Source organism: Roseibium sp. ROS1, from assembly GCF_054658215.1.
This window is the reverse complement of sequence record NZ_BAAGIG010000009.1, coordinates 1-26,008: the sequence shown is the minus strand read 5'-3', so window position 1 is coordinate 26,008 and position 26,008 is coordinate 1. Positions and strand designations below refer to the sequence as shown.

Here is a 26,008-nt window from a genome sequence, read left to right as displayed (position 1 = left end):
ATTGCTTTCCCAACTTAAACAGCAGTTGATGCGTCGCTCGCATTACTTCCGATAATCTGTCGGTCGGCGAATCGGTAACAGTGAAGTTACTTTGCGGCACTTCAAGGGCTCTGCAAACGCCATCGCCCGAACGTCACCCCTGTCTCTATATTCAGAAAGTCTCGTGACGTTCGAAGACAGCGACGGCTCAATGATCACAAGAATGCTGATGCCTTCATCGTCTCACGAATCTGAGGTATAAATTTTCGCGGCGCGCAACGAGAAAATTTCGCGAGAGTCTGAATTGCCACCTAGGCTGCTCGCCTTCGGTTATAGCATGCCGTAGATGCGTTGTTCTCTTTTCGTTTGCTCTTAGCGCAAGATTTCGAACAAATCTTGTTCTGACCCCAAGTTGGTCGCACTGGCCCCGTTCGAGCGCGACACGGCGACAAGAGTACCGAAAGAGTAGCGGAATACGCTCTATGCTTCGACAGGCTTTCTCATCTGGATGCGCTGGCACAAGTTTTTCCGGGCCGCCATCGGATTATCGCTGTCGTCACGGATGTCCCTGCCGCTAGCACGGCTTTCTCCCAAAACGAGATCCTCGATCTCATCATTGCCAGCCCTGACTCCGTTCGAATGAGCCTCGAGCCGGCACAGCGGACAATGCGATCAGGCGACTATAACCCCGACACCGCTTCCAGCCTGTAGAAAACGGGTGGGAACATTACGATAGTCAGAGCGGTCGGTGATATACATCAAGAGCCTCTCAGCCCGCGTGACGCCGACATAAAAGAGCCGTTTGGCTTCTTCGATCTCCTCTTCTGTTTGAGCCTGATAAAATGGAATTCTGCCCTCGTGCAGGTCGATCATCGCGACGGCGTTGTACTCGCGGCCTTTGGCATTGTGCAAGGTCGAGAGTTTGAGGGCGGCATCGGGGCTGGCATAGATACCCAGGTCATCGATAGCAAGATTTTCGAGATCGACGCGGTTGTTGGTCATGTCCGCTTTCATGTCTTCAACGGACATTGTGAACAGGTTGCGTTCGGCAGGACTCAAAAATTCGGTTTCAATGAGCGCATCAGCAAAGGCGTCAGCAGCGGCTTCCAGCCACGCAATCCCGCCCATGTGCGTTTGGTGCAGCGCCCGTGCAATGTCGAGAAGCTGAAACAAGACCGTCCGGCCTTCATATGAGAATACACGGAAGTTCGCCCGGCCCGTGGCATCGAGGACTGTACTGAACAGCGTTCGTTCAATTCCGGCTATAGATTCCGGGTTAGGCTCCATCAGGTATGCACAGACCTGCTCGGCCAATGGCGCGAACATGCGATTTCGGCGATATGGCCGCGCACCAGGTCCGACGATGCTCACTCCATATTCCCGAAGCTGCCTGCCCAGCGGAAAAAGCGAAAACCATGTCGGTGCAAGAATCGCAGCCTTACCGACCGGGATATCCAGTCCTTCAAGCACTGGCAGGAAGTTGTCGGTAATCACCTCGAATGGGGAAGCACCGTTCTGCCATTCCGGTTCTTCGATGTAGTGCCGTGCATCGCCGGTTGCAGTCATAGGCGGTATCCGAGGAAACAGGATATTGGCGTGGTCAACGATGGGTGTGCTGCATCGGAAATTGCCGGAAAGCTGCAAATCGGTCCGTGCGCCGATATGCTCTGCAAAATGATCCGCCAGGTCAGGACGTGCACCGGCAAACCGAAAGATCGATTGATGCGGATCGCCAACGAGTAGAAAACGCGTTCGCCCCGCATCCGCGACAAGTTTCAAAATCTCAACCTGTAAATCTGTTGTGTCCTGAAACTCATCGACCAGTATCCAAGCGAACTTGGCGGAAACGTAACTGAGAATTTCAGGGTGCTCGCGAAGAAGCCGGTATGAGTGGTAGATGATATTGGCAAAATCAACAAAGCCCGCCCGGCGGATACGCGACCAGTATGTTTGCGACATCTCGTACGTAAGGGTCCCACGTTCGAGGGCATCTCCGATCGGCTCGCCTTCGGTGCTGACCCGCAGACGCGTAAAGTCATCAAAGTCCCTGAACGTCAAGTTATAGCGGTTAAATTCTTCGCAGGCCGCGCGAACATGGCGCTCGAAATCCTCACTGTCGGGCGTCAGGACTTTGAAGCCCTGTTCGTACCCCTCGACCAGGTGGCAATAGGGCCGGAATATGTGGTTTAGGCAGAATGAATGGATCGTGCAAATATCGTAGTGGGCGTCATCACCGGGCTGGATATGATGACGGAGCCGCGCTTCGATTTCATGTACGGCGGTGTTCGTGTATGTGATGCACGCCACAGCGCGCGCCGTGTCCCGAACCTCTTCAACGACACGCGAAAGCTTCGAAATAATCACGCGCGTCTTTCCGCTTCCCGGACAAGCGGTCAGCATCAGGTTGTCTCCGCACCGGACGGCGGCACGCTGTTCGTCGGTCAATCTCATTCAAGCAGCCACCGCGCAGCGTCACCCAGATATTTCGGAATCGTTGATGCCTGATCCGCATGCCGTGCAGCGATCTGCGCAAAGCGCGCCTTACCGAACCGCTTCGCGGTATTGAGGACGGCAGTGCGCAACGGTTTCAGGATTGCTAACCTCTCCTGGTTATCGAGAGTCTCGTCGCCGAGATCGTCCAGACCTTTCCTGAGCCTGGCCGCAACGCGCGGTGCGCCAATGTCGTCAGCAGCCCGCGCGAACATCTCCAGCGTTTCCTCAAAAACAAGCGCCCGCTCGAACGTAGTTTTGCAGGCAAAGACTTTTACAAAGTCGTTTTCGAGTGCTTCGAGATCAGGCGGTTCCGGCAGATCGTCCTCACCTTCCAACTCAACGTCTGCATCGCTCGGCTTTTGGTCGCCATCTGTTACGATGGCGCACCTCTTTGGAAGTGAATGTTCCGAAAACAGCTTCGCATAAACATCAAAATGAACACCATAGATCGGAATGACCGATACGCCCTCCCGCTCCAGATCGATGCCATTTACGTGTTTCAGGAGCTCGGGAATGAGGAACAATTCTGCGGGGCCTTCGACGAGCATGACCTTCCGAGCGTATAGAAGGTTGGAACGCGTGGCATCCAGATACCGCTCCAAATCGTCAACTTCACCTTCCCCAAGACCTGCATCCTCTGCCGGTATTGAAGACGCAATGGCCGGACCGCCGGTTTGCGAGAGGACGATATAGGACGCTAGGGGCGCATTGGCGGTAATGTGCGTGCTGTGGGTCGTAAGGATTGACTGAAACGGTAGCGCGCTAAGTGCCTTGTACAACGTGAGCTGTAGCTGCGGGTGCAGGTGGGCTTCCGGTTCCTCGAACAGAATGATCTGCCCAGCTGATTTCGCCTGGTCGATGCGTTTGCGGAAATACTCTATAAGAATCGAAACGTACAATATATTGTTCAGCCCCAGCCCATTGGACGAGGGATCAAAATCCGTCATGGCGGCATTCGTCAGCAATATCCGCAAGGCGCGGATAATGGCCTGAAACGACGGCTCAGCCAGTCCAAGCCCCACATCCATGCTAAAGGCCGGGCCTGTCACCTCCTTTAATGAAGAATCGATGGCGGTGGCAATCTCGTCGATAGTATCAGCCGCCGCAATCTCCGCGTTTGCCGTGCGCAGGGCATCGAGCAAACGCTCCCTTTCGGCATCATCGATCTCCATCGCTTCAATCAACCGCGCAAGCGGCGAACCACGATACTGCCGCAAATCACTTTCGACGTCGCGCAACGCGGGCAGACAAACGACCATGAATGATTGCAGATCGCCAAAACGAATGGACGTTCCCACGTCCTCATTCCATTCGATATCGGCAAGATCACGGGCAGGATCGCCGCCGCCGTTGATCTCCCAATGATAGTCTTCCGCAGTAAGATCGCCCGCTTCGATTTCTCCGGTATCAAGGTCTTCTCGGACGCTGAGCTTTGGCCGGTAACGGTAAATCAGGCGCGCAACGCCAGGGCGGTGTTGCCATGCTCCAACAAGCGCTTCTTCGTTGGTCTTTCCGGCAAAATCGGTAATCTCAAGCCCGATCAGGACTTGGCTTGGGTCGGCAATATCCACGGTTGAATGGATATCATTGGGCGCAAGAGTCCTGTACGTGGACGATAGCCCCGCATCAACGCAGAGCCGGATTGCGTGCAGGAGGTTTGTCTTCCCGGCATTGTTTTCGCCGATAACACAGGTCGTACCTGCCGTAATCGGGACATCAAGGTGCTCAAACGACCGAAAATTCCTGATGACGACACGGCTAATCTGCATCGGTCTAAGCCCCCCTAGCTTCTCTCAACGCCCGATTAAAAAAGTGACGTGTGGCCTTGTCGCGTGCTTCCGGGTCGGACAAGACAATGTTGCGCATTTCGTTGTCCCGCTGGAACATACGGATGGCGCCCTGGAAGAATGCCTGCGCGAATGCCGAATAGACCACATCCGGCGGGTTATTCCGCATCATTTCCGAGAGGTCTTCATCCATGATCTCGCGGTTCACCTGCTCAAACCGGATCATGTCAGCTTCGGAGAACTGTGTGCCGTGACGGTCGTTGAACGCCTGCACGATCTCGGACAGCTCTTTCTTTTCATCGTCGGTATAGGGTTTGGCGCCGAACTCGCTGATGGCGGCCAGCGCCTCGGTGTCACCGGGGGCAAGAGAAGCGCTGTCGTCTTCTTTCTTTTCGACCTTGAACGCCTGAAGGCGCAGCATTTCTTCGGTGATCTCGATTTCGGGCGGGACATCACGGTTCGGCAGCAAACGGGATAACCAGCCACCATAGGCAGAGAGCTTTTCAAGGCTCGTGTCTTCAAGGCGGATCACCTGTGCGATGAAGGCGTAGAAACGGTTGAAGCTTCTCAAGAGCTGGCGGAATTCCTCCTGCCGCCCCTCATCGTCGTCAGCCTCAAAGCGGGCGACGGCCTGGCGGACGAGTCCTTCAAGGCGCGGTCTGTCGGATGTGCCAAGCGGCCCTTTGAAATAGGTTTGGGCAAAGCGCTCGATCTCATCCGTATCGAGATAGCCGAACTTGAACAGACGGCCTTCCAGATCATACACCTGATTGGGGTCGGACATAGCTTCGACCGCCGTCGCCTCATAGTAGGGACGGAAAGCGGTCTGGATGTCCTCGATGGTGTTCTGGAAATCGAGGATGAAGGTCCGGTCTTTGCCTGCCCGCGTCCTGTTCAGGCGGGAAAGTGTCTGGACCGCCTGAAGCCCCGATAGCTTGCGGTCAACATACATGGCGCAAAGCTTCGGTTGGTCGAATCCCGTCTGGTATTTTTCCGCAACAATGAGAATGTGATAGGTGTCGGGGTAAGGCGTGCCGTCGGGTTTGAACCCGTCGAAGCGACCGGGAAGCTCGGTTTCCGAAAAGCCGTTCAGATCGGCTTCGGTCGTCTTTGTCCCATCGACGTCGAGTTCGCCTGAAAACGCCACCAGTGCCTTCAGATCGGCATAGGCTTCGGCTTTGATGTAGCTTTTCACGCCCTGATAATATTTCAGGGCATGTTCGCGGCTTTGTGTCACGATCATCGCCTTTGCCTGGCCGTTCAGCTCGTGCATGACGTGGCGGCGGAAATGCTCGACAATGATCTCGACCTTCTGGCCAATGGCCGTGGGGTGAAGGCTGGCATAGCGCGCAACCTTGCGCTGCCCCTTTCGGCCGCTCAGCTCGGGGTCGTCTTCAATGGCCTTTTCGAGCTGGTAGTAAGCCTTGTAGGTCATGTAGTTTTGCAGCACGTCGAGGATGAATCCCTCCTCGATGGCCTGTCGCATGGAATACAGGTGGAACGGGTGCGGCAGACCATCCTCGCCCTGCACGCCAAACCGTTCCAGGGTGACGTTGCGCGGCGTGGCCGTAAACGCAAAGAAGCTGATATTGGCCTGCGGGCCGCGCGCCTTTTGATATTCGGCGATCAGGTCTTCGATGTCATCGCTCGATGTGGCCTCGCGCGTCAGCGCGTCGGTCATTGCCTGGGCGCTCTTGCCGGACTGGCTGGAATGCGCCTCGTCCACGATGAGGGCAAAGGTCCGGTTGCCCTGCCCTGACAGCTCCCGCAGGTGATCGGTGGAAAATTTCTGGATGGTCGTGACGATAATCCGCGCGCCTTTGGCAATGGCGTCTTTCAGCTGACGCGACGTGCCGTCGATCCTCTTCACAACGCCGGCCGTCTGCTCAAACTGCGAAACCGTGCCCTGAAGCTGCCGGTCAAGCACAACACGGTCGGTCACGATAATCGCCGTGTGGAAGACCTGCGCATCGTTTTGGTCGTGAAGATTGATGGCGTGGTGCGCCAGCCAGCCGATAGTGTTCGATTTCCCCGATCCGGCAGAGTGCTGTATCAGGTAATTATTGCCCGCGCCGTTTGCCCTGGCATGCGCCATAATCTTGCGGACGGCATCGAGCTGCTGGAATCGCGGGAAGATCATCACTTCGTTCTTCCCGTTCGCCTCCAGATGCATGAACTGCCCGATGACATCGAGCAGCACGGCACGCGAAAAGATGGCTTCGCCCCACGCGCCGGACTTATAGAGATAGGCGATGCGGTGTTCGCTCCCCTGATCTGTGGAGATATCGGGGTTCCCCGCGCCGCCGTCACGCCCGCGATTGAACGGCAGAAAGCGCGTCTTGCCGTTCTGCAAGCGCGTCGTCATCGAGGCGTTGTCCTCATCAAGCGCAAAATGGACAAGCGCCCCGCGCTTGAACGTCAGAAGCGGCTCGCCTGCGGGGGAACGGTTATCGCGATATTGCTTTTCGGCGTTGCGAAAGGTCGATCCCGTCAGGATGTTCTTCGCCTCGACGGTCACGACCGGTAGCCCGTTCACAAACAGCACCACGTCCAGGCGGCCACCGTGCTTTTGGCTGTATTCGACCTCATCCATCACTGAGAGGATGTTGGCCTGGTATTCGGCGATACGCTTTGGTTCCAGTGCGCTGGCAGGGCGGAAATAACAGAGCGACAAGGCGATGCCGGGAACGGTCTTGATGCCCTTGCGCAGGACATCGAGGACGCCGCGATCCTTGAGCGCCTTCTCCAACTGCTTGAAGAACACCTCCTCCGCCGATGCTGTGTAGTGCTGCGTCAGCTTTTCCCACGCCTCGGGCTGCGTGTTCTGAACAAAGCGCAGGACAAGCGCCCGGTCCATCGCAAGCGCGCGGTCATAATTCGTTTTGGCATTGCGGCGCTCATACCCCTCACCCGCAACAAGCTCGGCGATAAGATGCTCTTGAAGGATTTTTTCTTTGTGGATGGAGTGGGCAGTAACCGGCATAATGTAATTCTCAATCAAATAAACGTGGTTGGTGCGTGGAAATGGTATGTGGCCCCGCGCCGCGCGGAACGAGATCGTTCCGCCGCATCCAGCCAAGCCAGATGCGCAGTTTTTCTTCCGTGAACCTCAGTTTCGCATCATGCCATTCCTGCCGAAAACCGCGAATAATACGAGCATCATCTGGCGTTTCGCCATCCAGCAACGCGTCATTCCAGACTGCATAAAGCGTAACGATGGCTTCCGTGTCTTCGGTGCTGAAATCGGCCAGCAGACCAATGAGACGTCGAAATTCCGTCAACCGATCACCAACAACCTTTTCGAGCTCGGGGCGATGCTGTCCCACATTCTTAAGCGGTTCAAAGACAATTTGACCGTGATCGCTGGAGGTATCTTCTACGGCATCGTAGAATTGGTCCTGCCGTAGGCCGGTCTCAACATCCTGTATCATGGCTTCGTCATAAGGACCTGCCGCATGCCGACGATAGCAACCCTCGATCTCATTCAGGTTCGCATGCGTTTCGGCGAGATACATAATCTTGTGCAACTTGATACGGCCAAAGCGGGCGATATTCCTATGCGAATAGACAATTTCGGCAGCTACCAAGCGGCGCGCCTGGCTCCGATTTCTTGAGATTGGGGCACGTTCATTGGCAGCCGGGTTCAAATCCGCTTCTATCCGCTCAAGAGCGTGATCGGTCTGCCCCTGCTTGCCCCATGTGGTCACGTCGATCTGGCCGGTGACTGCGGCGGTGATGAGCGCAGCGCGGTATTCACGCAGACGGCTTATGGACTTATTGATCGCATGTGCGACGTTTCGAAGGCGCTCAAGTTCTTCCTCAACCCTCTGCGCGATCTGCTTTTGCTCGCCCATTGGCGGCAAGAAGACAGGCAGGGAGAGGAAACGATCAGGTTCCATGCGCCATTGATCGATCCGAATGCCATTTGAAATCAGGTGGTAGACGGTCGGCATCGGAACCGCGCGTAGCAAGTGATGCATGTACTGAGGGTGATGATCGCCAAAGGGCGTCATCACCACATAGTCGGGACTCGTGATACCCTTGAAGGTGGAGACGCCCAGCGAACCTTGCCATGACTTCATTTTATTTATGACTAGATCACCCGGTTCAACCAATTGATACTTGGACAAGTCCTCCGGCGTCTTATTGATGTTGTCATCGCGCGAGGATTTTTCGATTACGCCATACTCTCGGTAGACAGACAACACTGTGAGGTCATCGAACCCCTGACGCTTCTGGATGCGAAAGTGTGCTTTTAGGCGACTTTCAGTCCAGTGCTCTGGCACATCCCCGCGCCAGAATATTCCGGTGTCCCGAAGTGGTGCGGATGGGTTTGCGCCGCGAAGAACGAGACGGGAAATCTCGCCTTTCTCTTTTTCCGGTAGCACCTCCACCAACCGCTGCTTCTTCTCGATCAATTCGTCGATGCGGGCGGTCTCGTGGTCAAGAAATTTCGCAATGGTCTTTTGGGTTCGAACGTCAATTTTCGGGAGGCTCAAGTTCCCTAACTTGGTTGCATTAAAATTTCCAATTGTACTCTCAATGGTATCTACGCGTACCTGATCCCAATATTGCTCACTTTGAGCCCACCATCCTATGAACCGTGGTTCAACCTTTGATGAAATAGGCCTGAATCGAACAAGATAAGCCGCAAAAGTCGCTGGTTCATTGCGGTCAAACGTTGTGCAGCGACCGATTGTGCCAGCTCGTGAAAACAAAATGTCTCCGCGCCGTAATAGCTTTTTGGAAGCAGTCGTTTCGTCTACAAGCTTGGGATCGGAGAGGTGCAAGCGGCCCAAGTCGTCGAAATCCGACGTTCGGATCAGTGGTATTCCGTCATCGACGTATTCGTCGGCAGAAATATTTAGACCGTAGTCACCATAAAGTGAGCAAGCATGTTTGAGCTTCACGCTGCCACCTCCTTCAGAAGCCCTGCGATCTCGGCTTCGAGGGCCTTCAGTTCCGCGTCGATTTCTTCCAGGGGGCGCGGCGGAACGTATTTGTAGAAGTAGCGGTTGAAATTGATCTCGTAGCCGACGCGGCCGACCTGCTTGTCGGTGGCGTCGGTGTAGCTTTCATCTACCCAGGCATCGGGCACGAAGGGCAGGACTTCGCGCTTCATGTAGTCGCGCCAATCCTCGGTCAGCGGCACAAGTTCATGGTCGCGCAGATCGGTGTCGGGTTCGGGATTGCAGTTTTTGTCCGTGCAGATATCGGCCTCGTCATCGCATTCGGACAGCGCGGTCAGGATCGCCTTCTTGATCGGGGTACCGATCTTGATGCCTGCGACCTTAAGCGCCTTGGACAGCGCTTTCTCGAAAGCGTCCCGGTTGCTGAAGAGCTGGCCGCCGATGGTCTGAAGCGCGGCCTCGATGGCTGCCTGGTCGGCCTGTTCCTGCCGCGCATAGGGTTTCTGGTCTGCCAGACGGGCAAGCCGTTCCTCGCTGACCTGAAAGTTCAGCTTCAGCGGACGCTCGACCCGGATTTCCCGGTAGCCGAAATCGGCGGCGTTGAAGATTTTCGACACGTCTGACTCGCCACTGCCGCCGTTCAGGAAGCCCTCATAAATCCGCACGATATCGGCGCGGGCCTCTTCGGGGATTTCCCGGCGCTTGGAGCCGAGAGACTTGCGCATGGACTTCCAGAAACGCTCGCCGCTGGCGTCAATAAGCTGCACCTTGCCCTGCCTGCTCTCGGGCTTGCGGTTCGTCAGCAGCCAGACATAGGTCTGGATACTGGTGTTGTAGAAAAGATCGGTCGGCAGGGCGACGATGGCCTCGACCAGATCATTTTCCAGCATCCAGCGGCGAATTTCGCTCTCGCCCGATCCGGCCCCGCCGGTGAACAGAGGTGAACCGTTCATCACGATACCGATGCGCGAGCCGGTTTCGTCATCGCGCATCTTGGAAATCATGTGCTGTAAGAACAGGAGCTGCCCATCGGAAATCCGGGGCGTGCCTGCGCCGAAGCGGCCATCGAAGCCCAAGTTCTCGGCCTCAGCCTTAATCGGCTCCTGATACTTCTTCCAGTCCACGCCATAGGGCGGATTGGACAGCATATAGTGAAACTTCTTGTCGGTATGGGCGTCCTGGGTGAGCGTATTGCCGAAAGCGATCTGCTCGGGATCGTGGCCTGTCACCAGCATGTCGGATTTGCAGATGCCGAAGGATTCGCCGTTCAGTTCCTGGCCGAACAGCTCGACGCGGATTGAGGGGTTGAAATCCGTCAGTGCCTCTTCGGTCAGCGCCAGCATGCCGCCGGTGCCGCAGGCGGGGTCGTAAACCTGCCGGATGATCCCGCGCCCGGTCAGCTTGGCATCGTCATTGGCAATGAGCAGATCGACGATCAGGCGGATCACCTCGCGCGGCGTGAAATGCTCCCCTGCCGTTTCGTTGGAGATTTCCGAGAAACGGCGGATCAGCTCCTCGAAGAGGTAGCCCATTTCGAGGTTGGAAATGCTGTCGGGATGCAGGTCGATCTCACAGAAGCGCTCGAACACATTCCAGAGGATGCCGCCGTCTTTCAGGCGTTTGAGCTGGTCGGTGAACAGGAACTTGTCGAGGAAGATATCGCGGACATTGCCGGAAAATCTGGTGATGTAATCGACAAGATTGTCGTGCAGCTGGCGCGGGTCTTGTCCGCGCAGCTTGTCGAAGGTGAAGCGGGACCGGTTGTAGACCTTCACGTTCCCACCGACGGCGCCGAACAGGATCATATCGCGGGTGGCATCATCGACACCGTCCGGCAGCGTTTTCTCTGCCTCCAGCACGGCGTCCTTCGACGCCTCCAGGATGCAATCCAGCCGCCGCAGCACCACGAAGGGCAGGATGACCTTGCCGTATTCGGATTGCTTGAAGTCACCACGAAGAATTTCCGCGATAGACCAGACAAATGATCCAAGATTCTGAATATCGGCTTTTGCCACTTACTGCTCCCCAAATCCGTCAATCGCCTGGCACAGGCCTAACACGGGCTCGGCGCTTCTGCGATTGCGTTTTTTCCATTCGTTGCCGAACGTAGTCGCGCATAAATTCGCGGATGACCTGCGCAGCGGGCTTGTCCTCCGCCTTGCAAACCTCCTGAAATTGCTCTCGCAGCTCGCGCTGCACCCTGATGCGTAAACCGACATCTTTGTCCATCGCCGTAGCGTAACCAATGGATACACATTTGTGTATCCTTCCCCTCGAATTATCGTGTTGGTCTTGCACTGCGACTTTACGCGCAGTCGGCCAGGGGAAAGTTCTGCTTGAACTGAGAAGGCAACGCCGGCGACGGCCTGCCGGACCATGTTGCGGAAATTGCATCCTTGAGAAAACGAACGGGATCGGCACGAGTTTCGTGTGCTGCAACCACGTCCGAAGATTCGCAGATGATTTCAAAATCGTCCACAAGCTTGCCGACGATTGCCTGACCCACTTGACGATCCATCGAAACGTTCTGATATTGAGTGCGGCCTCAGCACAGGCCGGTGTGCCCGCCACGCAAAGCTATGCCGTGCTTCTTTATAATTTTTCTGCGCCATTCCCTTTGGGCGGGACTGGCTAGTAGCGGGCACCTAGTCAGATCCGACTGATAGGAATGGATCATGACTGATCGAAACATCCACCACACTATGAAGGTTCTCGCCAAGCGTTATGCTAGGGCGAACCGACTACCGCATCACCAGGCACTCGACCTGATTGCAAACAAGCTGGGCTTTTCGCATTGGAAAGCTGCTCAGACTGCGGCAAAGGGAGGTTGGCAGCCAAGTTCAGAGCAATTGGCCGAGATTAAAGCTTTCGCGCGCGAGGCCGTGCCAGCGTTTCAGGAACCTCCGAGTGATGGTCCAGCCACGTTCATGTTTGCTGGAGACCAGCTACCTGAAGAAGGTAAAATTGGATCTCACACCTATTGGATCCAAGTTTCCCTGGGCGATGTGCATATGCATGGCGAGGGATGGCATATCCAACTCGGCGAGGCTCCTTCCGCCAAGCCCTTCGTCGAAGTGACCGACAGGCGGGTCAAATCAAACCCGATTCACGACCCTGAATTCGTCAAAGATGCGCTTAAGATCGCACGAGCAAAAGCAAAGGACGTCCAGGCACACATTTCCGCTGATTGGGATCGCCGCTCTACGATGCCCGACGCAGAAGGCAGAGCCCGCCATCCGCTCTTCGGCGACGAGGCGAAGCAGTGGTTCTGTCTGCACTGTGGCGAACGATGCACGTCCCTGGCGATAACGTCCAATATGTGGCACTGCCCGAATTGCGGTGCCTCTCCAAAGGACATCTTTTGCACTCCGTTTTGGTTGGGCGACGACGCACCGCAGGAAGACAACTCAAGTAAGGATGTGAAGGTTTCGGGGCGGAAAAAAATCGAATCGGACGCCGCCCAAGACAGCAATCGGGAGATAGAGATTGTGGATACGACTCCGACACTCGTCCTGAATGAGAAGAAGATCGAATTATTGATCCGTTTGGCTCTGCTCGATGACGCGGCGAACCCTGGTGAGCGTATGGGAGCACTTTGGGCAGAAATTGGTGTCGACGAGGACAACGACGCCTATGTCGTCCTCGACGAAGATTTATGGCCAGAAGGCAAAGCACCTGTACAGGCGTTGAAAGTTGCCGAGCTGCTCGGCATCGAACTGGAGTTGACCATAACGACCTTTACTGCGCCGTTTCACTGGCCCGGACTGGCTCACCATACAGAAAGCACTGTTGCCTATGTCAGCGCGCTCTTAGCCGAGTATAAAAAGTATTCGGAGCAGTGACAAAGGATTGGCGGAAGCCCTTTGCGGCTTTCGCCGCCGCCGCCCTAGCCGCCCAGAATAGCTTGGAAATCAGGCAAACACGGCAGTGAGCGTGCTTTACGAAACCGCTCACTGCCGTTTCGATCTTTGCCGCGTTCTGCTCATTTCAGCTCGTTGAGCTTGTTCTGCAGGCGGCGTCCATCCGGTGTGTGCAGCAGATTGAACTTGTCCTTGTCGGCGCCCTTGGGATTAAGGAACATCCAGTTGTCGGCGGTTACCCGTGTCTTGCCGTTCTCGGGGCGGAAAGTGAGTTCCACTTGAAGAAGCGGATCGCCCTTGGTGCGCTCCTTCAGCCGATTGTTGTCATTGACGCTGGCCGGCATGGTCTTGCTGAACAGGATCCGATCAGGCGCTTCGCTGGTGATACGGAATCCGAGAGAAGGGCGGGTGAAGATCGCCTTGGCCCTGGCCCGGGCCTCAGGCAAACTCAGGCTCGTGAGAACGGTCGGCTTGTTTTCCGGAGAGAAACCGGAGACGCCGCTTGCGGTTTGGCAGGCGGTGAGGAAGATGGCGACACACGCGACCAGGACGAGTTTTCTCAGCATTCAATTTTCCTATGCAGGTGGTGGATTTACTTTCGGCGTCGCCGGAACCGGGGGAGCGATCGGTCAAGGCCGACTGGCGCGCCGGTCGCCGGTCAGGGCAGCCTTGAGGGATTGCTGGGGCTGGCCCCAAGCTGATGGATCTGCCTGGCTGGAAGCCAGTCCGCTTCGCGCCGGCGCGGCGCGGGTTCACGCCTGGCTGCAGCTGATTTCGAGAGTCCGAAGATGGATTTGTGGAGGTGGAGCTGTCCCCTGCCCGCCTTGGCGAGCATGCCGCGCAGATAACCTCCAGGCTTGGTGACCGGATTGTCGGGATCGGTCATGCGCCGTTCCACGAGGACAACCGAGACGGCCGCCGCGGCCGGGCCGATCTGCGCGCGCATCGTCGCCCACAGGCTCGGGCTGACGCCGATCCAGGCGGCGGCGGTGGCGGCGGCGCGGTCCAGGGCGGACCAGTTCTCCCTCCCCTGCCCGGCTTCTTCGGCGATCAGCTCGCGCATGAGGTCGCTGGCAACATCGGTTACCTGATCGAAGCGGATATGCTCGATCCCTGTTCCACCGGTGCCAGTGTCCGGCCTATCCTCCGCACCTGGGGGACTTTCGTAATCTGACGTTCGCCGCCCACTCACTTCCTCCATGCCGCCCGCGCTAGCGGGCTCCGTTTGAAGGATAATTTCATCGCCGGGAGGCGATGTCCGCTTGGGCGCAGCCCGATTACAGATATTTACAGGATTCAGGCTTGTATGAGTTGTATTATGGTGCCGGACATTTTCTTCCGGCCGGTCGGAAATTTTGTCTGCAAAATACGGCTCAATCGCAGCGTTTAGACGGGTATCGATGTCTTCCAGCGCAAGTCCCAGACTGCACAACTCGATGAAGGTCCACCTGCTGGAAAATGTGCGAGGAACCTTGTTCACGGCGGCCTCTGCTTGCTCCACAATAGGTCCCTGCAAGCCGATGGCTTGCGCCCGGAGCAAGGCCTCGTTTATTTCCCGGCGGCAGGATCGAATAAAACCGATCTGGGTGAGCCGCGCTTCAGCGGCCATCCGCTCCCCTTCCGCATAGCCCTCCAACTCGCTAAACCGCTCGGCAATCGGCGTCAGAACCACGCCGTATACCTCGGTCAACGTGCCGTCCTTTGCCCGTCTGGCGTAGCGCTTTCGATTGCCAGAATCGCTCCAGAGCGTCAGGCCCCGTGACGCAAGCTGGCGTTCATAGGTGTTGATCGTCCTGACGGAAACATTGAGTTCCAGGGCAAGGCGTTCAACAGACACATAGACAATCGGAACACCGCCCTCGCGCCAGTCGTCCTTGTTCGTATATCCGATCAGGTGCTCCAGATAGGTCAACGTCGGAATCCCCAGATCAAGCGATTTCCGTGCTCCCTTCAAAACTTTGAATATGTCCGTCTTTGACTTTCCCGCCGGCAAACCGGATCTGGCTTTAAGCGGTCCGCTTCGGAAGCAATCGCGACCTGACGCCCGTTTGCGGGGGGCCATACGTGCAGGTTCCTGACTGAATTCTGCAGTTTCCAAGTATCACTCCATGCCCCTAACCCGGAGTTGTGGACAGACAATAGGAAGCCGTCCGCAAAAATTACGGCTAGACTTGTCAAATTGTCGGGGGAGAGCTACAAAATCAGTGTCTTAAACTTGGTTTTTGGTAGCTCGCCCCTGGATCCGGTTCGCCGGGTCTGGGGGTTTCCAATTCCGGCCCCAATTGAGGGCCTTATTCTCTATCTCCATTCATGATCGCCAAACTGAAACGCTGCCGCGCAGCGAATCGGTTGTGCAACCCTGCGTGCTAACCAGTGGCAATATTCGCAGGGGGTTTCAAATCTGTTTTGAGTTGATCGCGTGTTTTCAAAAAATTTTCTACGCAGTTCTCTTAAATCCTACTAAGTTTTGCTATCTACCATTAACTTATCCAGACTTATCCAAAGACAGCCTCAAGCGGCAAAACTATATCTATTTACAATTCATCAGTTAAAACCGACAAACGCGCATAATTTCAATCACTTGACCGGAACAATTACTTGAGATGTCCCGCAATCATTGGTAGAATCTCCTGAACTCATTAGGAGAACACGAAGATGAAACCCATATTCAGGGTTGCAGTTATTGAGGTGACGCGCCTGCTTGCACTCGTGGCAGGAGCAACTTCAGCGTTTCTACTCACCGCATTTTCCATTGCTCTGCTCAACATACCCTACTCGCTCATTTACGGTCCCTTGCCGTTTGAGGAATGGCAAGTGACGGCCTTTGCTGTGGCGATTGCCGTGGCTCCGGCGGTATTCGTTGCCTACGTGCCGTCTTTTGCCGCCAGCGGTTTCGACATCCGACTTTCGGCGCGCAGATTGTCGCAGCGGGAAAAAAATCTCGTCGCCAAAGTGGAAGAGGTTCTTCAGGCCCGAGCTGAGGAGACTGGCATCAAACTGCCGCAGATCGTTTGGCGGGTCCAGGATATCGGTGAAATCAATGCCTTGGCCTATGCGCATAACCGGGTGTGTTTCACCAGGGGCATTCTGCACAAGTATGGCGACACACAAGCCGGCATCGAGCGACTGGCCGGGGTAGCCGCCCATGAGATCGGCCACCTCCGGAACTGGGATACCAGGATCAACATGCTCCTACGCTACCTGCACCTGCCGGTGAATTTCGGCATTGGCCTCGCCAATGCCACCATCAACCGTATTCCAATCGCCGGTCTCATATTTACCGTCGCTACAGTCCTCTTCCGGATCCCTTGCGACATCGCCTACTTCCTGAACGAGTCCACATCGCAGCTCCGGGAGTACCAGGCTGACAGGTTTGCAGCCAGGTTGATGAACGGCGTCGGTCTCTCTGAGTTCTTGGATGACCTCACCCACCAGGACGATCTTCAGGGCGACACGTTCACGGCCTGGATGATGCGGTCCCATCCGCCGACCGAGCTCCGCCATGATGAGCTGGCGAAGGCGTCAAAGTGATGACCGGGCCGGAAGCGCAATAAGGTAGCCCCGCGCACAAACCTTCACCCCTGCATTGGAGATAGATCAGCAGATGCCGAACTGGCCGGACGTTTGGAACAATCTGGGCAAAGAGCTGGGTGTAAAGCTCGAAAACCTGGAACCAACTCGATTGACAATAGGCGGTGTCGACACCGCGGAATTGCTTTCACGCAAATTCCCGATTGTCTGGGTGAAACGCGAAATTCTGGAACTCGGGACCTTGGAGCTGCACAAGCAGATGCTTGAGCAGCGAGAATTCCCCTGGCTCACGCTTGATTCAGCCGGTGCTGAGACAACGCTCGGACATCTGCAAGGGATTGTGCAGAAGGGTGCGTCCCGCGAAGAGCATTTGATTGCACTGGATGTGCTAGCGGTTTTCACTGCCGCGTCGTTACACGAGTTCGAGAAAAACTGGGAGTATCGGGTCTGGCGCGACGGCACGAGTAGTGCCCGTGAGCAAATGGAGAGTTGGTTGTCCAACCGAAAGGGTGAACGGTATTGCTGGCACCGGCGGTCCACCACGCTGGGGCCGGAAGACGCGTTCCTGACCTGGGGCGATCTCAGAAGCGTTACCGGCCGCGACCATTGGCCGAGACAAACAACCCCGCTTACGACCCGGGAATTCTGCCTGGCCGTCGTAGCCGGTCACAAGCGAATCCTGGACGATTACGCGCTCGTCGTACCAAGCTTTCAGGAGGATCTCCCCACCACGATCGAAGATGACTTCAACATGTGGGTGGCAGAACGCAACGCTCGTCAAGAGACGGCCCGTGCCGAAAGACAGGAACAGCAGGCCGCGGTCCGGGCACAGGAGGCCAAGGCGAAGCAGGAACAGGATCGGAAACGCCGGCAACTTCTTGCGCCGGCAAGGCGCGATCAGGAGTTTGCGCCACTCTCCTGGAGGAACACCTCGACCGAACGCCTGCAGGAGCTCCTTTTTGAAGCACCGATGACCGAGCTCGCTGTTCGGTTCGGCGTGAGTGAGACAGCGATTCGCAAGCGCGTGAAGACTGCCGGCCTTGCATTGCCGAAACGCGGATACTGGCTTCAAAAAACCTGAATTGAGCGCCCCCCTCCAGCGCGGTGGTCGCGCCGATCTACCCGTCCACCGTCTCAAACCAGGCCGTGCAGGGATTTGTGGAGGTGCAATTTGCCCTCCCCTGCCCTGTCGATCATGGCGCGGAAGTATCCGCCTGGGGATGTGATTTGTTCGGGGTCGCGCAAGGCTTTTTCAGCAACGACGACAAGACAAGCGGCGGCCAGGAATTTTCCTTGCCGTTCGACGGCATTTTGATATCCGGCCGGACTGAGGCCGATCAAAATCCGCAAGTGGCCCGCGGCCTGACACAGCCGTGACCAGTCGGAGAACGAAAGCCCGATTTCACTTTGCACCTGCGTACAGGCTGCCCGAATGAGACCGATGGACACTCCATCGAGGTTCGTTTCCGGTAATTTGCCTCCCGCCGGCCTTGCCGCTTGCGGTTTAGGCGGTTGCAGTTCCGTGGGCCCGCCGCAAGGCTCTCTTTCAAGAGCCATTTCAACGGCGAAGCCGTTGTCAGCAGACAGGTTAGTGTCTTGCTCGTTAGAGCAAGTCCGTTCGTTATTACTTCTTAGAGAGTCGGTTTGGGTTGTAATAGATAAAGGGCTGACATCAATGTCACCCGCGCATGACATATTATCATTAAATTTATCGCAGTTGGCTTCGTGAAGGGCCAGAGCTTCTTCATAAAGGCTTCGCAACATCTCGGCCCGTTCTGCCAAGGTCGACTGATCGCGTTTGACGACAGACTGCGCGCTCGCGAAAAAGTCGTGAAACGATGCAGGATCCGCTTCCGCCATGTCGGCGATAGCGCGTGAAAGCCGCGTGATGGTGCGCTTTGCTTCCTGCTCGGCCTTGAGACGACGCTGAAAGGCATCTGCCTGTTGCTTGAAGGCCTCCAGATTGAAACATGCCGGGGTGAAGTCCAGGCCATAGGCTTGCTCGGCCTCCCCTGCCCGGCCGCGATATACGAAACGTCGCCCTGTGGGGCTGTCACGGTAAGCGAGAATCCCCGCCTCGACGAGTTTCTTCAGACAACGTGTGACCGTGCGCGTGGTTTTGCGGGTGTAGTCTGCAAGACGCTGGTTGGAGATCGCCACGACGGGACGCCGACCGGCCTTGAAGTCGTCGCCCTGAACGAGCCCCAAAAGGATATCGAGCACGTGATAGGCTGTTCCGTCGATGCCAAGCGCCGGCGCAACGCGCTTGAGAGCCAGCGAAACATCCTTTTTCAAAACTGCAGGTCTATCGTCCTGGGTGGCCAAACGCGCGCTCGCAAGGACTCCTGCAGAAACTTTGCGAAAGCTCGCAATCTGCTGAGCAGTGGACATAAGTCCCCCTTCTCCGGAAGCGAACCATCACAACCGGACCTATGAAATTTGGTTGGGAGACAGGCAGAAAGACGCAATAAACGGTGCTCTGTCACGAGACAGAACTTGCCTTGCGTCACAAGTGATTCTAAAATCTTAGCTGTGAGACCGAGATTTTAGGCACCTGTGCCGATCTCAATTAGGACCCGCCCTTGTGGCGGGTTCTCTTGTTTAGACGCTAGTCATTCTCCCTCCTTTTTGACGGGTGTGCTAAAAACTGCTCATACAATGTGGGCAGTTGTTCGGAGAGGAAATCACCGAAACCTGCGACATCTGCACTCGACACTCCACTTAACGCGATAGAGTAGCTACGCTTGCTTTTCGCAGTTTCAGCGGAAATGGCGTTATCGGTGGAGGTCCACTTCGTTGTTGCGGCCTTGGATGCTGGCTTCCGAGATTTTTTGCGAGACTTCAGCGCACGAAGCAACTTGGCGAGTTTTTCAGACGGTTCGAGGTCTGACAGCTCCATGAGTTCAGCACGAGCCGCTTCTTCATTCCCTGGACGGTCCAAAAGTTTCTTCAACTCATAGAACCGATCGCGGCCCAGACCATGCCCTGCACCAAAACTCGCAATTATGTCAGACGGAATAGAAGCCACAGACATAAGCTTGGAAAGATTACTTTTGTCACATGATAACGCAGCCAAGAGTGTCGGGGTGTCATATCCGAGATCTGACAAATGCTGTGCGTAAACAGCTCTTTCCAGATATGAGAGGTTTGCGCGCGCAGAGTTTTCACGGCCCTGCAGAATTACATGTTCGGTATCGGAAATGTCTTTAATGACCGCGCGAAGCTTTCTGTTCAGTAGCTTCGCTGCCTGCCATCGCCTCCGGCCGAATACGAGCATGTAGCGGCCTGGGTCTTTGGGATGAGGCCGAACAAGGGCAGGTTGTTGCTGTTTTTCAAGTTCGATCGAGCGGACAAAATCCTCAAAATCCACTCCATCATCAAGACGATCTTGAATAAATGAGGGATCGACGTCAGCGGTAGGGATTTCAACGATCGTGTCCCCAGACGTGGCAAGACTAGCTTGTTTTGTGAGTTCATCTATTGAGCCCATGATAGAGCGCCCTGCACCCATCATCGGAAAGTTAGAACTACCGGCGCTCGAACCAGCCTTTCTCTTTTCGATCAGGCCCTCTAATGGGTTTTTCTTGCTCACTCGTTTGTCCTGCCAGTTTGCTCTAATTGTCTGATCACAAAGCGATTTTGGGACGAGTTGCCTGCCGACAACTACGTTTTAACGTCCCCACGCTTGATGAATGAGACCCTGGATCTCAAAATTCACCTTTTGCATACAATCCAAAGCGCGATCGTATGTGCCACGATTCACCGTTCCTTTTTCCAACTCGTAAAGAGAGCGCTTTGTTAAGCCAGCATCCGAAATAGCTGTTGAGTTCAACATCGGAGTTTCCAAAATGTCTTGGGCGAGTATCGTTTCCATTAGCCCCACCATGCGTCTCTGCGGTACATCTGAGGGATTGTACCTTGTGATGAGATAACGCAGCCAATCCATCTGCACTGCAACACCAGCACCTTTCAGCGTCTTGGTGATGTTTCCCAGCATCAACAAAAACTGGCTCATAGACATGAGATCCAGCATCTGCGGATGGACAGTTATGAGGATCGAGGTTGCAGCAGAAAGTGCGGTTAGTGTGAGATAACCGAGCTGCGGCGGACAGTCGATAATGACCAGATCATAATCACCATCCACCTCCTGCAATACACGCGAGATGCGAGCAAAGAACGTTTTGCCTTCGTTGGAATTCTGCATTGCCAACGGAGTGTCGTACTCAAACTCTTGCAGCTCAATGTTAGCTGGAATGATGTCCAGCATTGGAAAGTTAGTTTTTTGAATGGTATCCCGCACCGGCTTGCGCTCATCATCGTACCGGATCGCATCATATAGGGAGAGATTTTTATCTAACTCCGGCTGAAATCCATGCAACGCGGAAAGCGAGCCTTGGGGATCTAGATCGATTGCTAAGACCCGATGCCCCGTCAGGGATAGATGTTGAGCCAAGTGCGCTGTGGTCGTAGTCTTACCACTTCCCCCTTTAAAATTCACCACGGCGACGACCTGCAACTTATCGCCATCACGCCTTTGCGGAACGTACCTCTTGGAGGTTGCCTTCCCGGTCTTATCGAGAAACTGACGCACTTCCTCAATCTGCTCTGCGGTGTAATACCGCCGGCCACCAGATGATGTTTCGGGGATAGGTCCTTTGCCTTCCAGATGGAGGCGTTTTAGATTGTTCGCGCTTGTTCCAACGTAAGTTGCAACTTCTTGTATCGGAAACAGCTTGAGCGTTTTTCGCGCATCAGGTGGAAAGACCTCGAGACGAAGCTGATCCAGCGTCTGGGAGATTTCTACTCCATGCGCTAGTATCTTATCGTCCAGCGCAAAAGGTTCAAACTGCTTCACCTGCGGATCCTCGAATCTCATTCTGGCGACAAAAACGCGATATTGACGTTAATATCGCCATTATTGACTGATTGCCGATTCTGGCAAGCGATTTTTCGTTAACAGGACCTTAACGGGCATTTTGCGTCATTCAGACTTCCCGACAATACGGCCACGTCAGCCAAAACGCTTGTAACTATTTGTTTCTTATTCTCTTTTTTCGTTAGTTGCCGCCCGGCAACTTTGGCAAAGTGCTCCTGTCAAAAGGGGGGAGGAAATAATTGATCCTTCCCTTCACCCTTCAATTCTCACAATCTTCGTTCTCACGCGACACGTCGAAAACGTGTCCTCCGGCAGAATCTCCATCGTTTCCGCGCCCTCATGTTCAAACGTGATCGGCACGAGTGCAACCAGGGTCGAGGGGCCTTGATGGCCGTTTCTGCCGAGCAGCGAGCGCGCGGCCTTCATATGCTTGCGCACCTGGGAAAACGGCGGGTTCATGATGATGCGCGGAAACTCAACCCGGCCCCTGACGCGCTCCGCATATTCCAGAAAGCATTCCTCAAATACTGCAACACCCAAGCGGCGAACACAGCGGGCAAGTTTATGGTGGCGCTCCACTGCGCAGATCTCATTCGGACTATGGCCGCTGTCCAGCAGCGCGGATACGAGCGCGCCCGTGCCTGCGCTCGGCTCAAGCGTGTTGAAGTCGCCAGGTCGGCCGAGACAGTCGACCATGCGGGCCGCAACATCGGCGGGCGTCACATGGCATTCGCTGGCCCGGTCAATCACAAGCGGTTCTTGGATTTGCCGGACTTCTGGAATTGCCGTGCTGTTGCGACGCTGGACGCGAACAAACATGGGTCTGTTGGGTCGACTATAGACTGACTTCTTCATGACTGGCCTGCATACGCGGAAGGTCGGGGGATATTGAGGGGGACACGCCCCCTCAAGTGCTCGGATGTTCAAGCGGCGTTGGCCTGCACCTTGAAGCTTTCCGGTGCCGTGTGCTCTTTGGAGTCCGTCAGGAACACGGCCACCCAGGGACGCGAAAAATACGCTCCGGGCGCGGTCGGATCGATGCAGATCTTGAAACGGAACGTCCCGCAAACGCTGGTTCTGGTTCCGCGCTGGTCAGCCCAGACCTTGGCATACTCGGCCTTGGTCAATTCGATCTGCCGGAATGTCTGCGTTTCACCAGCATGGAAGCGGTTTGGTGCAACAAGCTCCTCGGCCCTGAAATTCAGGATCGGCGGTTTAGCATCTTTTTTCTCCGGCACCGTGTACCCGACCGACTGCATCAGATCGCGCCAGTCGTCGGAAGAACGCGTCACAGCCTTTTCGCTCGCAATGTGAAGCGGCAGTGGAACAGCGCTTTCCAGGGCAAAGCCTTCCGGAACCGCCTTTGCGCTCGGTTTCATCGCGCCATGTTCACGGGCAAAAGCTTGCAGGATGACCGGCGAAAGCTCGCCTTCATATCGCGCCACCGGTCCCAACAAGTCCCGCTCATACGCAAGCCGGTTGAGAATGTGGTCAATCCAGCGGCGGCGCTTTGGACTATTGATAGCCCTCTTGGCGCTCTCAATGCAGCGTGTGCGGAAGTCCTTGGGGTTGATTTCGCCGTCTTCAAGCTCCTTCGCACGCTCCCAACTGACGAGGGCATTACCGTTTACATGGGCACGGCTGAGCTTCCTGATCTGGTCTTCGGTTTCCGCCTTCTGCCAGATGGACAAGCACACTTGGGCATGATTGACGTCACGCTGAAGGTCACGCAGCTCGGCAAGTAGCGTCTTGATGCGATTGGCGCGAACGCGTGGGCTGTTCTTCATGTTCGCGAAGCTTTCCACGCCGGCCGCTTTCCATTGCCAATACTGAACGGACTTTGCAGCCTTAACCGACTTGTCCATGGCGCTGTGCATCCGCTCTTGTGTCTTGCGGGCTTTCCGTTCTGAGTGGTGACCAACAAGGATGGGTTGGCCCATGTGGAACGCTTGCGAAAGATCGTCAGCGGCACGCAGGAATGCACTCGACTGAGCCTGTCGCTTGTCCGCAAGAGCATCCAGGCGCTCGGCCTTCGCCTCTGCGCGTTCGGCCAGCGTCGTAAATTCCGGCTCAATCTCGCCAGCAAGCTCAACGCACAAATCCTCACGGTCGGGCGTCCAGCGCGGCGCAACGAAAAGCTCCTGTTTCGGAGCCCATTTAAAGCCCATGCCTTTAACCCGGGCGTATGTCTCAGCGTCAAGCCTGCGGTCTGCGTAGAGGCGCAGCTTGTTGTCTTCCGGGCTGTAGGTGGCGGTAAAGGTGGCGGTCATTGGTTTGTTTCCTGTTTCCTGACTTGGCCGGGGTGGCTCGTTTCATTTTCCGCGTCGTCGGAAACGGGGGCGGCGGATCAAGGACCGTATGCGGGGAGGGGGATCACCCGCGCGCACAAGGCGAGAGCCGCGGAGCGTGGGGACACCCCGCAGAAGGCCGCGCAGCGGTTTATCCTTGATCTGCCGGGGGGCAGAGCCCCTACTTTCAAGAGAAAAGCCCGGCTTCTCTGCCGGTCGATCTTTCATGGGGTAGGCGCGCGGGTCAGGTTCGGAGAAGGAACGCGATCGGGCCGGTTTGCCGGCGCGATCCTGTTGCTTTGGAGGACCTGGGCCGCGCGCCGTAGGGGCAAAGCCCCTCCCCAGGATCAGCCCGGCCCGTCAGGGCTGGTCCGGTCCAGCAGCGGCGATCCTCAATTTCGAAGTGTGCAGACTGGCGGCAGAGTTCCTGCCGCCAGTGCTTTGCGCGTTAGGCTGCGGTTCTCAAGCCTTTCAGTTCCGCCATCTTTTCAGAAAGCGTCCAAAGGGCCTTGTTCAGTTTCACGTCCTGATCGATGCCCTTGACCGCTCGGGAGGTGGAGCGGCGAAGGCGGCCATGTTCATCGCGGAAACGTGCCTCCAAACCGCCCCGGATGGCGTTTTCCTGAACGACGTTAAAAGTTGTCCAGAGGTCGTTTTCCCGGTCGCCCGTGCGGCGGGTGTTCAAAAGCTGGCTCGGCTGAATGTGGGTCGTGGTTTCCCCTTCGCTGTCACCGAAGCGGGCAATGTGCGCAGCCTCCGCAAACACCTGCCTTTCGTCACGGTCGAGGATCATACCGCTCCAATCGGCTGGCGCTGCAAGGGCCTTTTCCGCTTCCTTCAACACGCGGAACGTGCCGTCAATCACCTTGTGTCGCACGTCTCCGCTGTGACGAACCTTCACGCTTTCGAGGGTGGAGGTCTGGGCGACAAGGGAATTTAGGCACCGGATGCGGAACAACCCGGCCATGATGTCGAAAGCGGACGTTCCGTCATTTGCGTTTTTGAGCAGGATTTCGCAAACGGTATCACCAACACAAAACTTAGCATCGTGGTCGAGGCGGCGAAGCCGGATCAGGTGCTTGGTGAAGTCCTTCTTGCTGGCATCGCGGGTACGGCCTTGCTTCACACCAACCGGCATGAATCCTTCGTCTGTCAGCGCACGCAGAACTTCGATGGTAGGGATCGGCTGGAACCGTTCGGAACGGCTCTCATGAGCTGAGACTGCGAAGATAGACGGAGCGCTCCGGCGCATTTCGTCTTCGCTGAGAGCACGGGCGGAATCAAAGCGGGCGGTGCGGGCGTATACTGAGTTCATTGGTTTGCTCCTGTTTCCTGAACTTGGCCGGGTTGGCTCGTTTTATTTTCCGCGTCGTCGGAAACGGGGGCGGCGGATCAAGGACCGGATGCGGGGAGGGGGATCACCCGCGCGCACAAGGCGAGAGCCGCGGAGCGTGGGGACACCCCGCAGGAGGCCGCGCAGCGGTTTATCCTTGATCTGCCGGGGGGCGGAGCCCCTACTTTCAAGAGAAAAGCCCGGCTTCTCTGCCGGCCGATCTTTCATGGGGTAGGCGCGCGGGTCAGGTTCGGAGAAGGAACGCGATCGGGCCGGTGCCCGGCGCGATCCTGTTGCTTTGAAGGACCTGGGCCGCGCGCCGTAGGGGCGAAGCCCCTCCCCAGGATCAGCCCGGCCCGTCAGGGCTGGTCCGGTCCAGCGGCCTATCGGCCAGCCTTCATATTGATTTTTCGGCTGAAACTGCTAAATTCTTTCTCGGAGCAGGACGACAGGTTTCCCTGTCGTCCCTTTTCCTAGATAGTGAATTGGACCCGGATCACGATTTGCAAGGTCGTCCGGGTCTTTTTCATTTCTAGGGTAACGCTAATGGGTATGAACCACATCGCATTACCTCCGATTTGAAAGCAAGGCTGTTGCCTCAGCCGGGTAAGCCCATCCCACCCGGTCGCGCCGCTTGCCCGGCGCTGCTGCTTCTGCCCTCAAAACTGATTGGCTCACCGATAGCACATCTGGCGGTCAATAGGTTAACGAGCGGTTAACCTCTCATCCCGCCATACAAGGACTCGTGCGCCTCTTGGATCGCGTCGAACGCCTCTGTCTGGATGATTTCGTCATTGGTGCAAAGCTCGGGCATTCCAAAGCGGGCAGCGGCCAACTCCCGAAAGTCCCGATAGTCGTCTGCGTTGAGGATTTCGCACTGGATGGCGACCGAGCGCACCATACTGGACACCTCACCCACCCACGCCTCATAGATCCGTCCCACGCGGATGC

The 26,008-nt window shown here is 56.1% G+C and carries 18 protein-coding genes; 3 read left to right on the top strand and 15 right to left on the bottom strand.

What is annotated here, in order from left to right:
* Nucleotides 1-651 precede the first annotated feature (651 nt).
* The 6 genes from ACYQ6M_RS29390 to ACYQ6M_RS29365 all read right to left on the bottom strand — a co-directional run bounded on the left by ACYQ6M_RS29390 (nucleotide 652) and on the right by ACYQ6M_RS29365 (nucleotide 11,687).
* The gene (locus ACYQ6M_RS29390; protein WP_460077410.1) at nucleotides 652-2,430 is read right to left on the bottom strand and encodes a UvrD-helicase domain-containing protein; all 1,779 of its coding nucleotides are present in this window, start codon (nucleotides 2,428-2,430) and stop codon (nucleotides 652-654) included.
* The gene (locus tag ACYQ6M_RS29385; protein WP_460077408.1) at nucleotides 2,427-4,241 is read right to left on the bottom strand and encodes an ATP-dependent nuclease; all 1,815 of its coding nucleotides are present in this window, start codon (nucleotides 4,239-4,241) and stop codon (nucleotides 2,427-2,429) included. Before ACYQ6M_RS29385 ends, ACYQ6M_RS29390 begins: the two co-directional genes overlap by 4 nt.
* Before the next feature lie 4 nt (nucleotides 4,242-4,245).
* Nucleotides 4,246-7,338 carry a type I restriction endonuclease subunit R gene (locus ACYQ6M_RS29380; protein ID WP_460077406.1) on the bottom strand — a complete coding sequence of 1,031 codons (3,093 nt, stop codon included), beginning with the start codon at nucleotides 7,336-7,338 and terminating at the stop codon, nucleotides 4,246-4,248.
* On the bottom strand, nucleotides 7,253-9,169 hold the full coding sequence (locus ACYQ6M_RS29375; RefSeq protein WP_460077404.1) for a restriction endonuclease subunit S: 1,917 nt from the start codon (nucleotides 9,167-9,169) through the stop codon (nucleotides 7,253-7,255). The genes ACYQ6M_RS29380 and ACYQ6M_RS29375 overlap by 86 nt, the downstream gene beginning before the upstream one ends.
* Nucleotides 9,166-11,184 carry a type I restriction-modification system subunit M gene (locus tag ACYQ6M_RS29370; RefSeq protein ID WP_460077402.1) on the bottom strand — a complete coding sequence of 673 codons (2,019 nt, stop codon included), beginning with the start codon at nucleotides 11,182-11,184 and terminating at the stop codon, nucleotides 9,166-9,168. The genes ACYQ6M_RS29375 and ACYQ6M_RS29370 overlap by 4 nt, the downstream gene beginning before the upstream one ends.
* 290 nt (nucleotides 11,185-11,474) lie before the next feature.
* Nucleotides 11,475-11,687 (bottom strand): hypothetical protein, encoded by a 213-nt coding sequence (locus ACYQ6M_RS29365; RefSeq protein ID WP_460077400.1) that lies wholly within the window; start codon nucleotides 11,685-11,687, stop codon nucleotides 11,475-11,477.
* A gap of 157 nt (nucleotides 11,688-11,844) precedes the next feature.
* On the opposite strand from ACYQ6M_RS29365, the gene ACYQ6M_RS29360 reads away from it, so the two are divergent.
* Nucleotides 11,845-13,011 (top strand): hypothetical protein, encoded by a 1,167-nt coding sequence (locus ACYQ6M_RS29360; RefSeq protein WP_460077399.1) that lies wholly within the window; start codon nucleotides 11,845-11,847, stop codon nucleotides 13,009-13,011.
* Between the two features lie 140 nt (nucleotides 13,012-13,151).
* Here ACYQ6M_RS29360 and ACYQ6M_RS29355 read toward each other — a convergent pair whose 3' ends face one another.
* Both ACYQ6M_RS29355 and repC (ACYQ6M_RS29350) read right to left on the bottom strand, forming a co-directional pair.
* Nucleotides 13,152-13,595: a hypothetical protein gene (locus ACYQ6M_RS29355; RefSeq protein WP_460077397.1), complete on the bottom strand. Its 444-nt coding sequence runs from the start codon at nucleotides 13,593-13,595 to the stop codon at nucleotides 13,152-13,154.
* Nucleotides 13,596-13,687: 92 nt separating this feature from the next.
* On the bottom strand, nucleotides 13,688-15,091 hold the full coding sequence (gene repC, locus ACYQ6M_RS29350; RefSeq protein ID WP_460077395.1) for a plasmid replication protein RepC: 1,404 nt from the start codon (nucleotides 15,089-15,091) through the stop codon (nucleotides 13,688-13,690).
* A 593-nt stretch (nucleotides 15,092-15,684) separates the two neighbouring features.
* On the opposite strand from repC (ACYQ6M_RS29350), the gene ACYQ6M_RS29345 reads away from it, so the two are divergent.
* Both ACYQ6M_RS29345 and ACYQ6M_RS29340 read left to right on the top strand, forming a co-directional pair.
* Entirely contained in the window at nucleotides 15,685-16,560 is an 876-nt protein-coding gene (locus ACYQ6M_RS29345) for a M48 family metalloprotease (protein WP_460077393.1), read from the top strand.
* 73 nt (nucleotides 16,561-16,633) lie between these two features.
* Complete coding sequence (locus tag ACYQ6M_RS29340) at nucleotides 16,634-17,641, top strand: hypothetical protein (protein ID WP_460077392.1); 1,008 nt, start codon at nucleotides 16,634-16,636, stop codon at nucleotides 17,639-17,641.
* 53 nt (nucleotides 17,642-17,694) lie between these two features.
* Here the strand turns inward: ACYQ6M_RS29340 and repC (ACYQ6M_RS29335) are convergent, their stop codons facing one another.
* The 7 genes from repC (ACYQ6M_RS29335) to ACYQ6M_RS29305 all read right to left on the bottom strand — a co-directional run.
* On the bottom strand, nucleotides 17,695-18,951 hold the full coding sequence (repC, locus tag ACYQ6M_RS29335) for a plasmid replication protein RepC (protein ID WP_460077390.1): 1,257 nt from the start codon (nucleotides 18,949-18,951) through the stop codon (nucleotides 17,695-17,697).
* A gap of 217 nt (nucleotides 18,952-19,168) precedes the next feature.
* The gene (gene repB, locus ACYQ6M_RS29330) at nucleotides 19,169-20,152 is read right to left on the bottom strand and encodes a plasmid partitioning protein RepB (protein ID WP_297837397.1); all 984 of its coding nucleotides are present in this window, start codon (nucleotides 20,150-20,152) and stop codon (nucleotides 19,169-19,171) included.
* Nucleotides 20,153-20,230: 78 nt separating this feature from the next.
* Entirely contained in the window at nucleotides 20,231-21,436 is a 1,206-nt protein-coding gene (gene repA, locus ACYQ6M_RS29325) for a plasmid partitioning protein RepA (RefSeq protein WP_297837395.1), read from the bottom strand.
* Between the two features lie 252 nt (nucleotides 21,437-21,688).
* Nucleotides 21,689-22,291: a methyltransferase type 11 gene (locus ACYQ6M_RS29320; protein ID WP_460077387.1), complete on the bottom strand. Its 603-nt coding sequence runs from the start codon at nucleotides 22,289-22,291 to the stop codon at nucleotides 21,689-21,691.
* 68 nt (nucleotides 22,292-22,359) lie between these two features.
* Entirely contained in the window at nucleotides 22,360-23,706 is a 1,347-nt protein-coding gene (locus ACYQ6M_RS29315; RefSeq protein ID WP_460077385.1) for a DUF3560 domain-containing protein, read from the bottom strand.
* A gap of 466 nt (nucleotides 23,707-24,172) precedes the next feature.
* Nucleotides 24,173-25,039 (bottom strand): DUF932 domain-containing protein, encoded by an 867-nt coding sequence (locus ACYQ6M_RS29310; RefSeq protein WP_460077383.1) that lies wholly within the window; start codon nucleotides 25,037-25,039, stop codon nucleotides 24,173-24,175.
* Between the two features lie 733 nt (nucleotides 25,040-25,772).
* Nucleotides 25,773-26,008: hypothetical protein (locus ACYQ6M_RS29305; RefSeq protein ID WP_460077381.1), on the bottom strand; the 236-nt coding region annotated here is incomplete at its 5' end.

Excerpts from the sequence above, each read along its gene's own strand:
- ACYQ6M_RS29310 (WP_460077383.1), bottom strand. The coding sequence starts at position 25,039 with ATGAACTCAGTATACGCCCGCACCGCCCGCTTTGATTCCGCCCGTGCT.
- repC (WP_460077395.1), bottom strand. The coding sequence starts at position 15,091 with ATGGCCCCCCGCAAACGGGCGTCAGGTCGCGATTGCTTCCGAAGCGGA.
- ACYQ6M_RS29365 (WP_460077400.1), bottom strand. The coding sequence starts at position 11,687 with ATGGATCGTCAAGTGGGTCAGGCAATCGTCGGCAAGCTTGTGGACGAT.
- repA (WP_297837395.1), bottom strand. The coding sequence starts at position 21,436 with ATGAGATTCGAGGATCCGCAGGTGAAGCAGTTTGAACCTTTTGCGCTG.
- ACYQ6M_RS29320 (WP_460077387.1), bottom strand. The coding sequence starts at position 22,291 with ATGAAGAAGTCAGTCTATAGTCGACCCAACAGACCCATGTTTGTTCGC.
- ACYQ6M_RS29390 (WP_460077410.1), bottom strand. The coding sequence starts at position 2,430 with ATGAGATTGACCGACGAACAGCGTGCCGCCGTCCGGTGCGGAGACAAC.
- ACYQ6M_RS29315 (WP_460077385.1), bottom strand. The coding sequence starts at position 23,706 with ATGACCGCCACCTTTACCGCCACCTACAGCCCGGAAGACAACAAGCTG.
- ACYQ6M_RS29340 (WP_460077392.1), top strand. The coding sequence starts at position 16,634 with ATGCCGAACTGGCCGGACGTTTGGAACAATCTGGGCAAAGAGCTGGGT.
- ACYQ6M_RS29360 (WP_460077399.1), top strand. The coding sequence starts at position 11,845 with ATGACTGATCGAAACATCCACCACACTATGAAGGTTCTCGCCAAGCGT.
- ACYQ6M_RS29345 (WP_460077393.1), top strand. The coding sequence starts at position 15,685 with ATGAAACCCATATTCAGGGTTGCAGTTATTGAGGTGACGCGCCTGCTT.
- repC (WP_460077390.1), bottom strand. The coding sequence starts at position 18,951 with ATGTCCACTGCTCAGCAGATTGCGAGCTTTCGCAAAGTTTCTGCAGGA.
- ACYQ6M_RS29385 (WP_460077408.1), bottom strand. The coding sequence starts at position 4,241 with ATGCAGATTAGCCGTGTCGTCATCAGGAATTTTCGGTCGTTTGAGCAC.
- ACYQ6M_RS29355 (WP_460077397.1), bottom strand. The coding sequence starts at position 13,595 with ATGCTGAGAAAACTCGTCCTGGTCGCGTGTGTCGCCATCTTCCTCACC.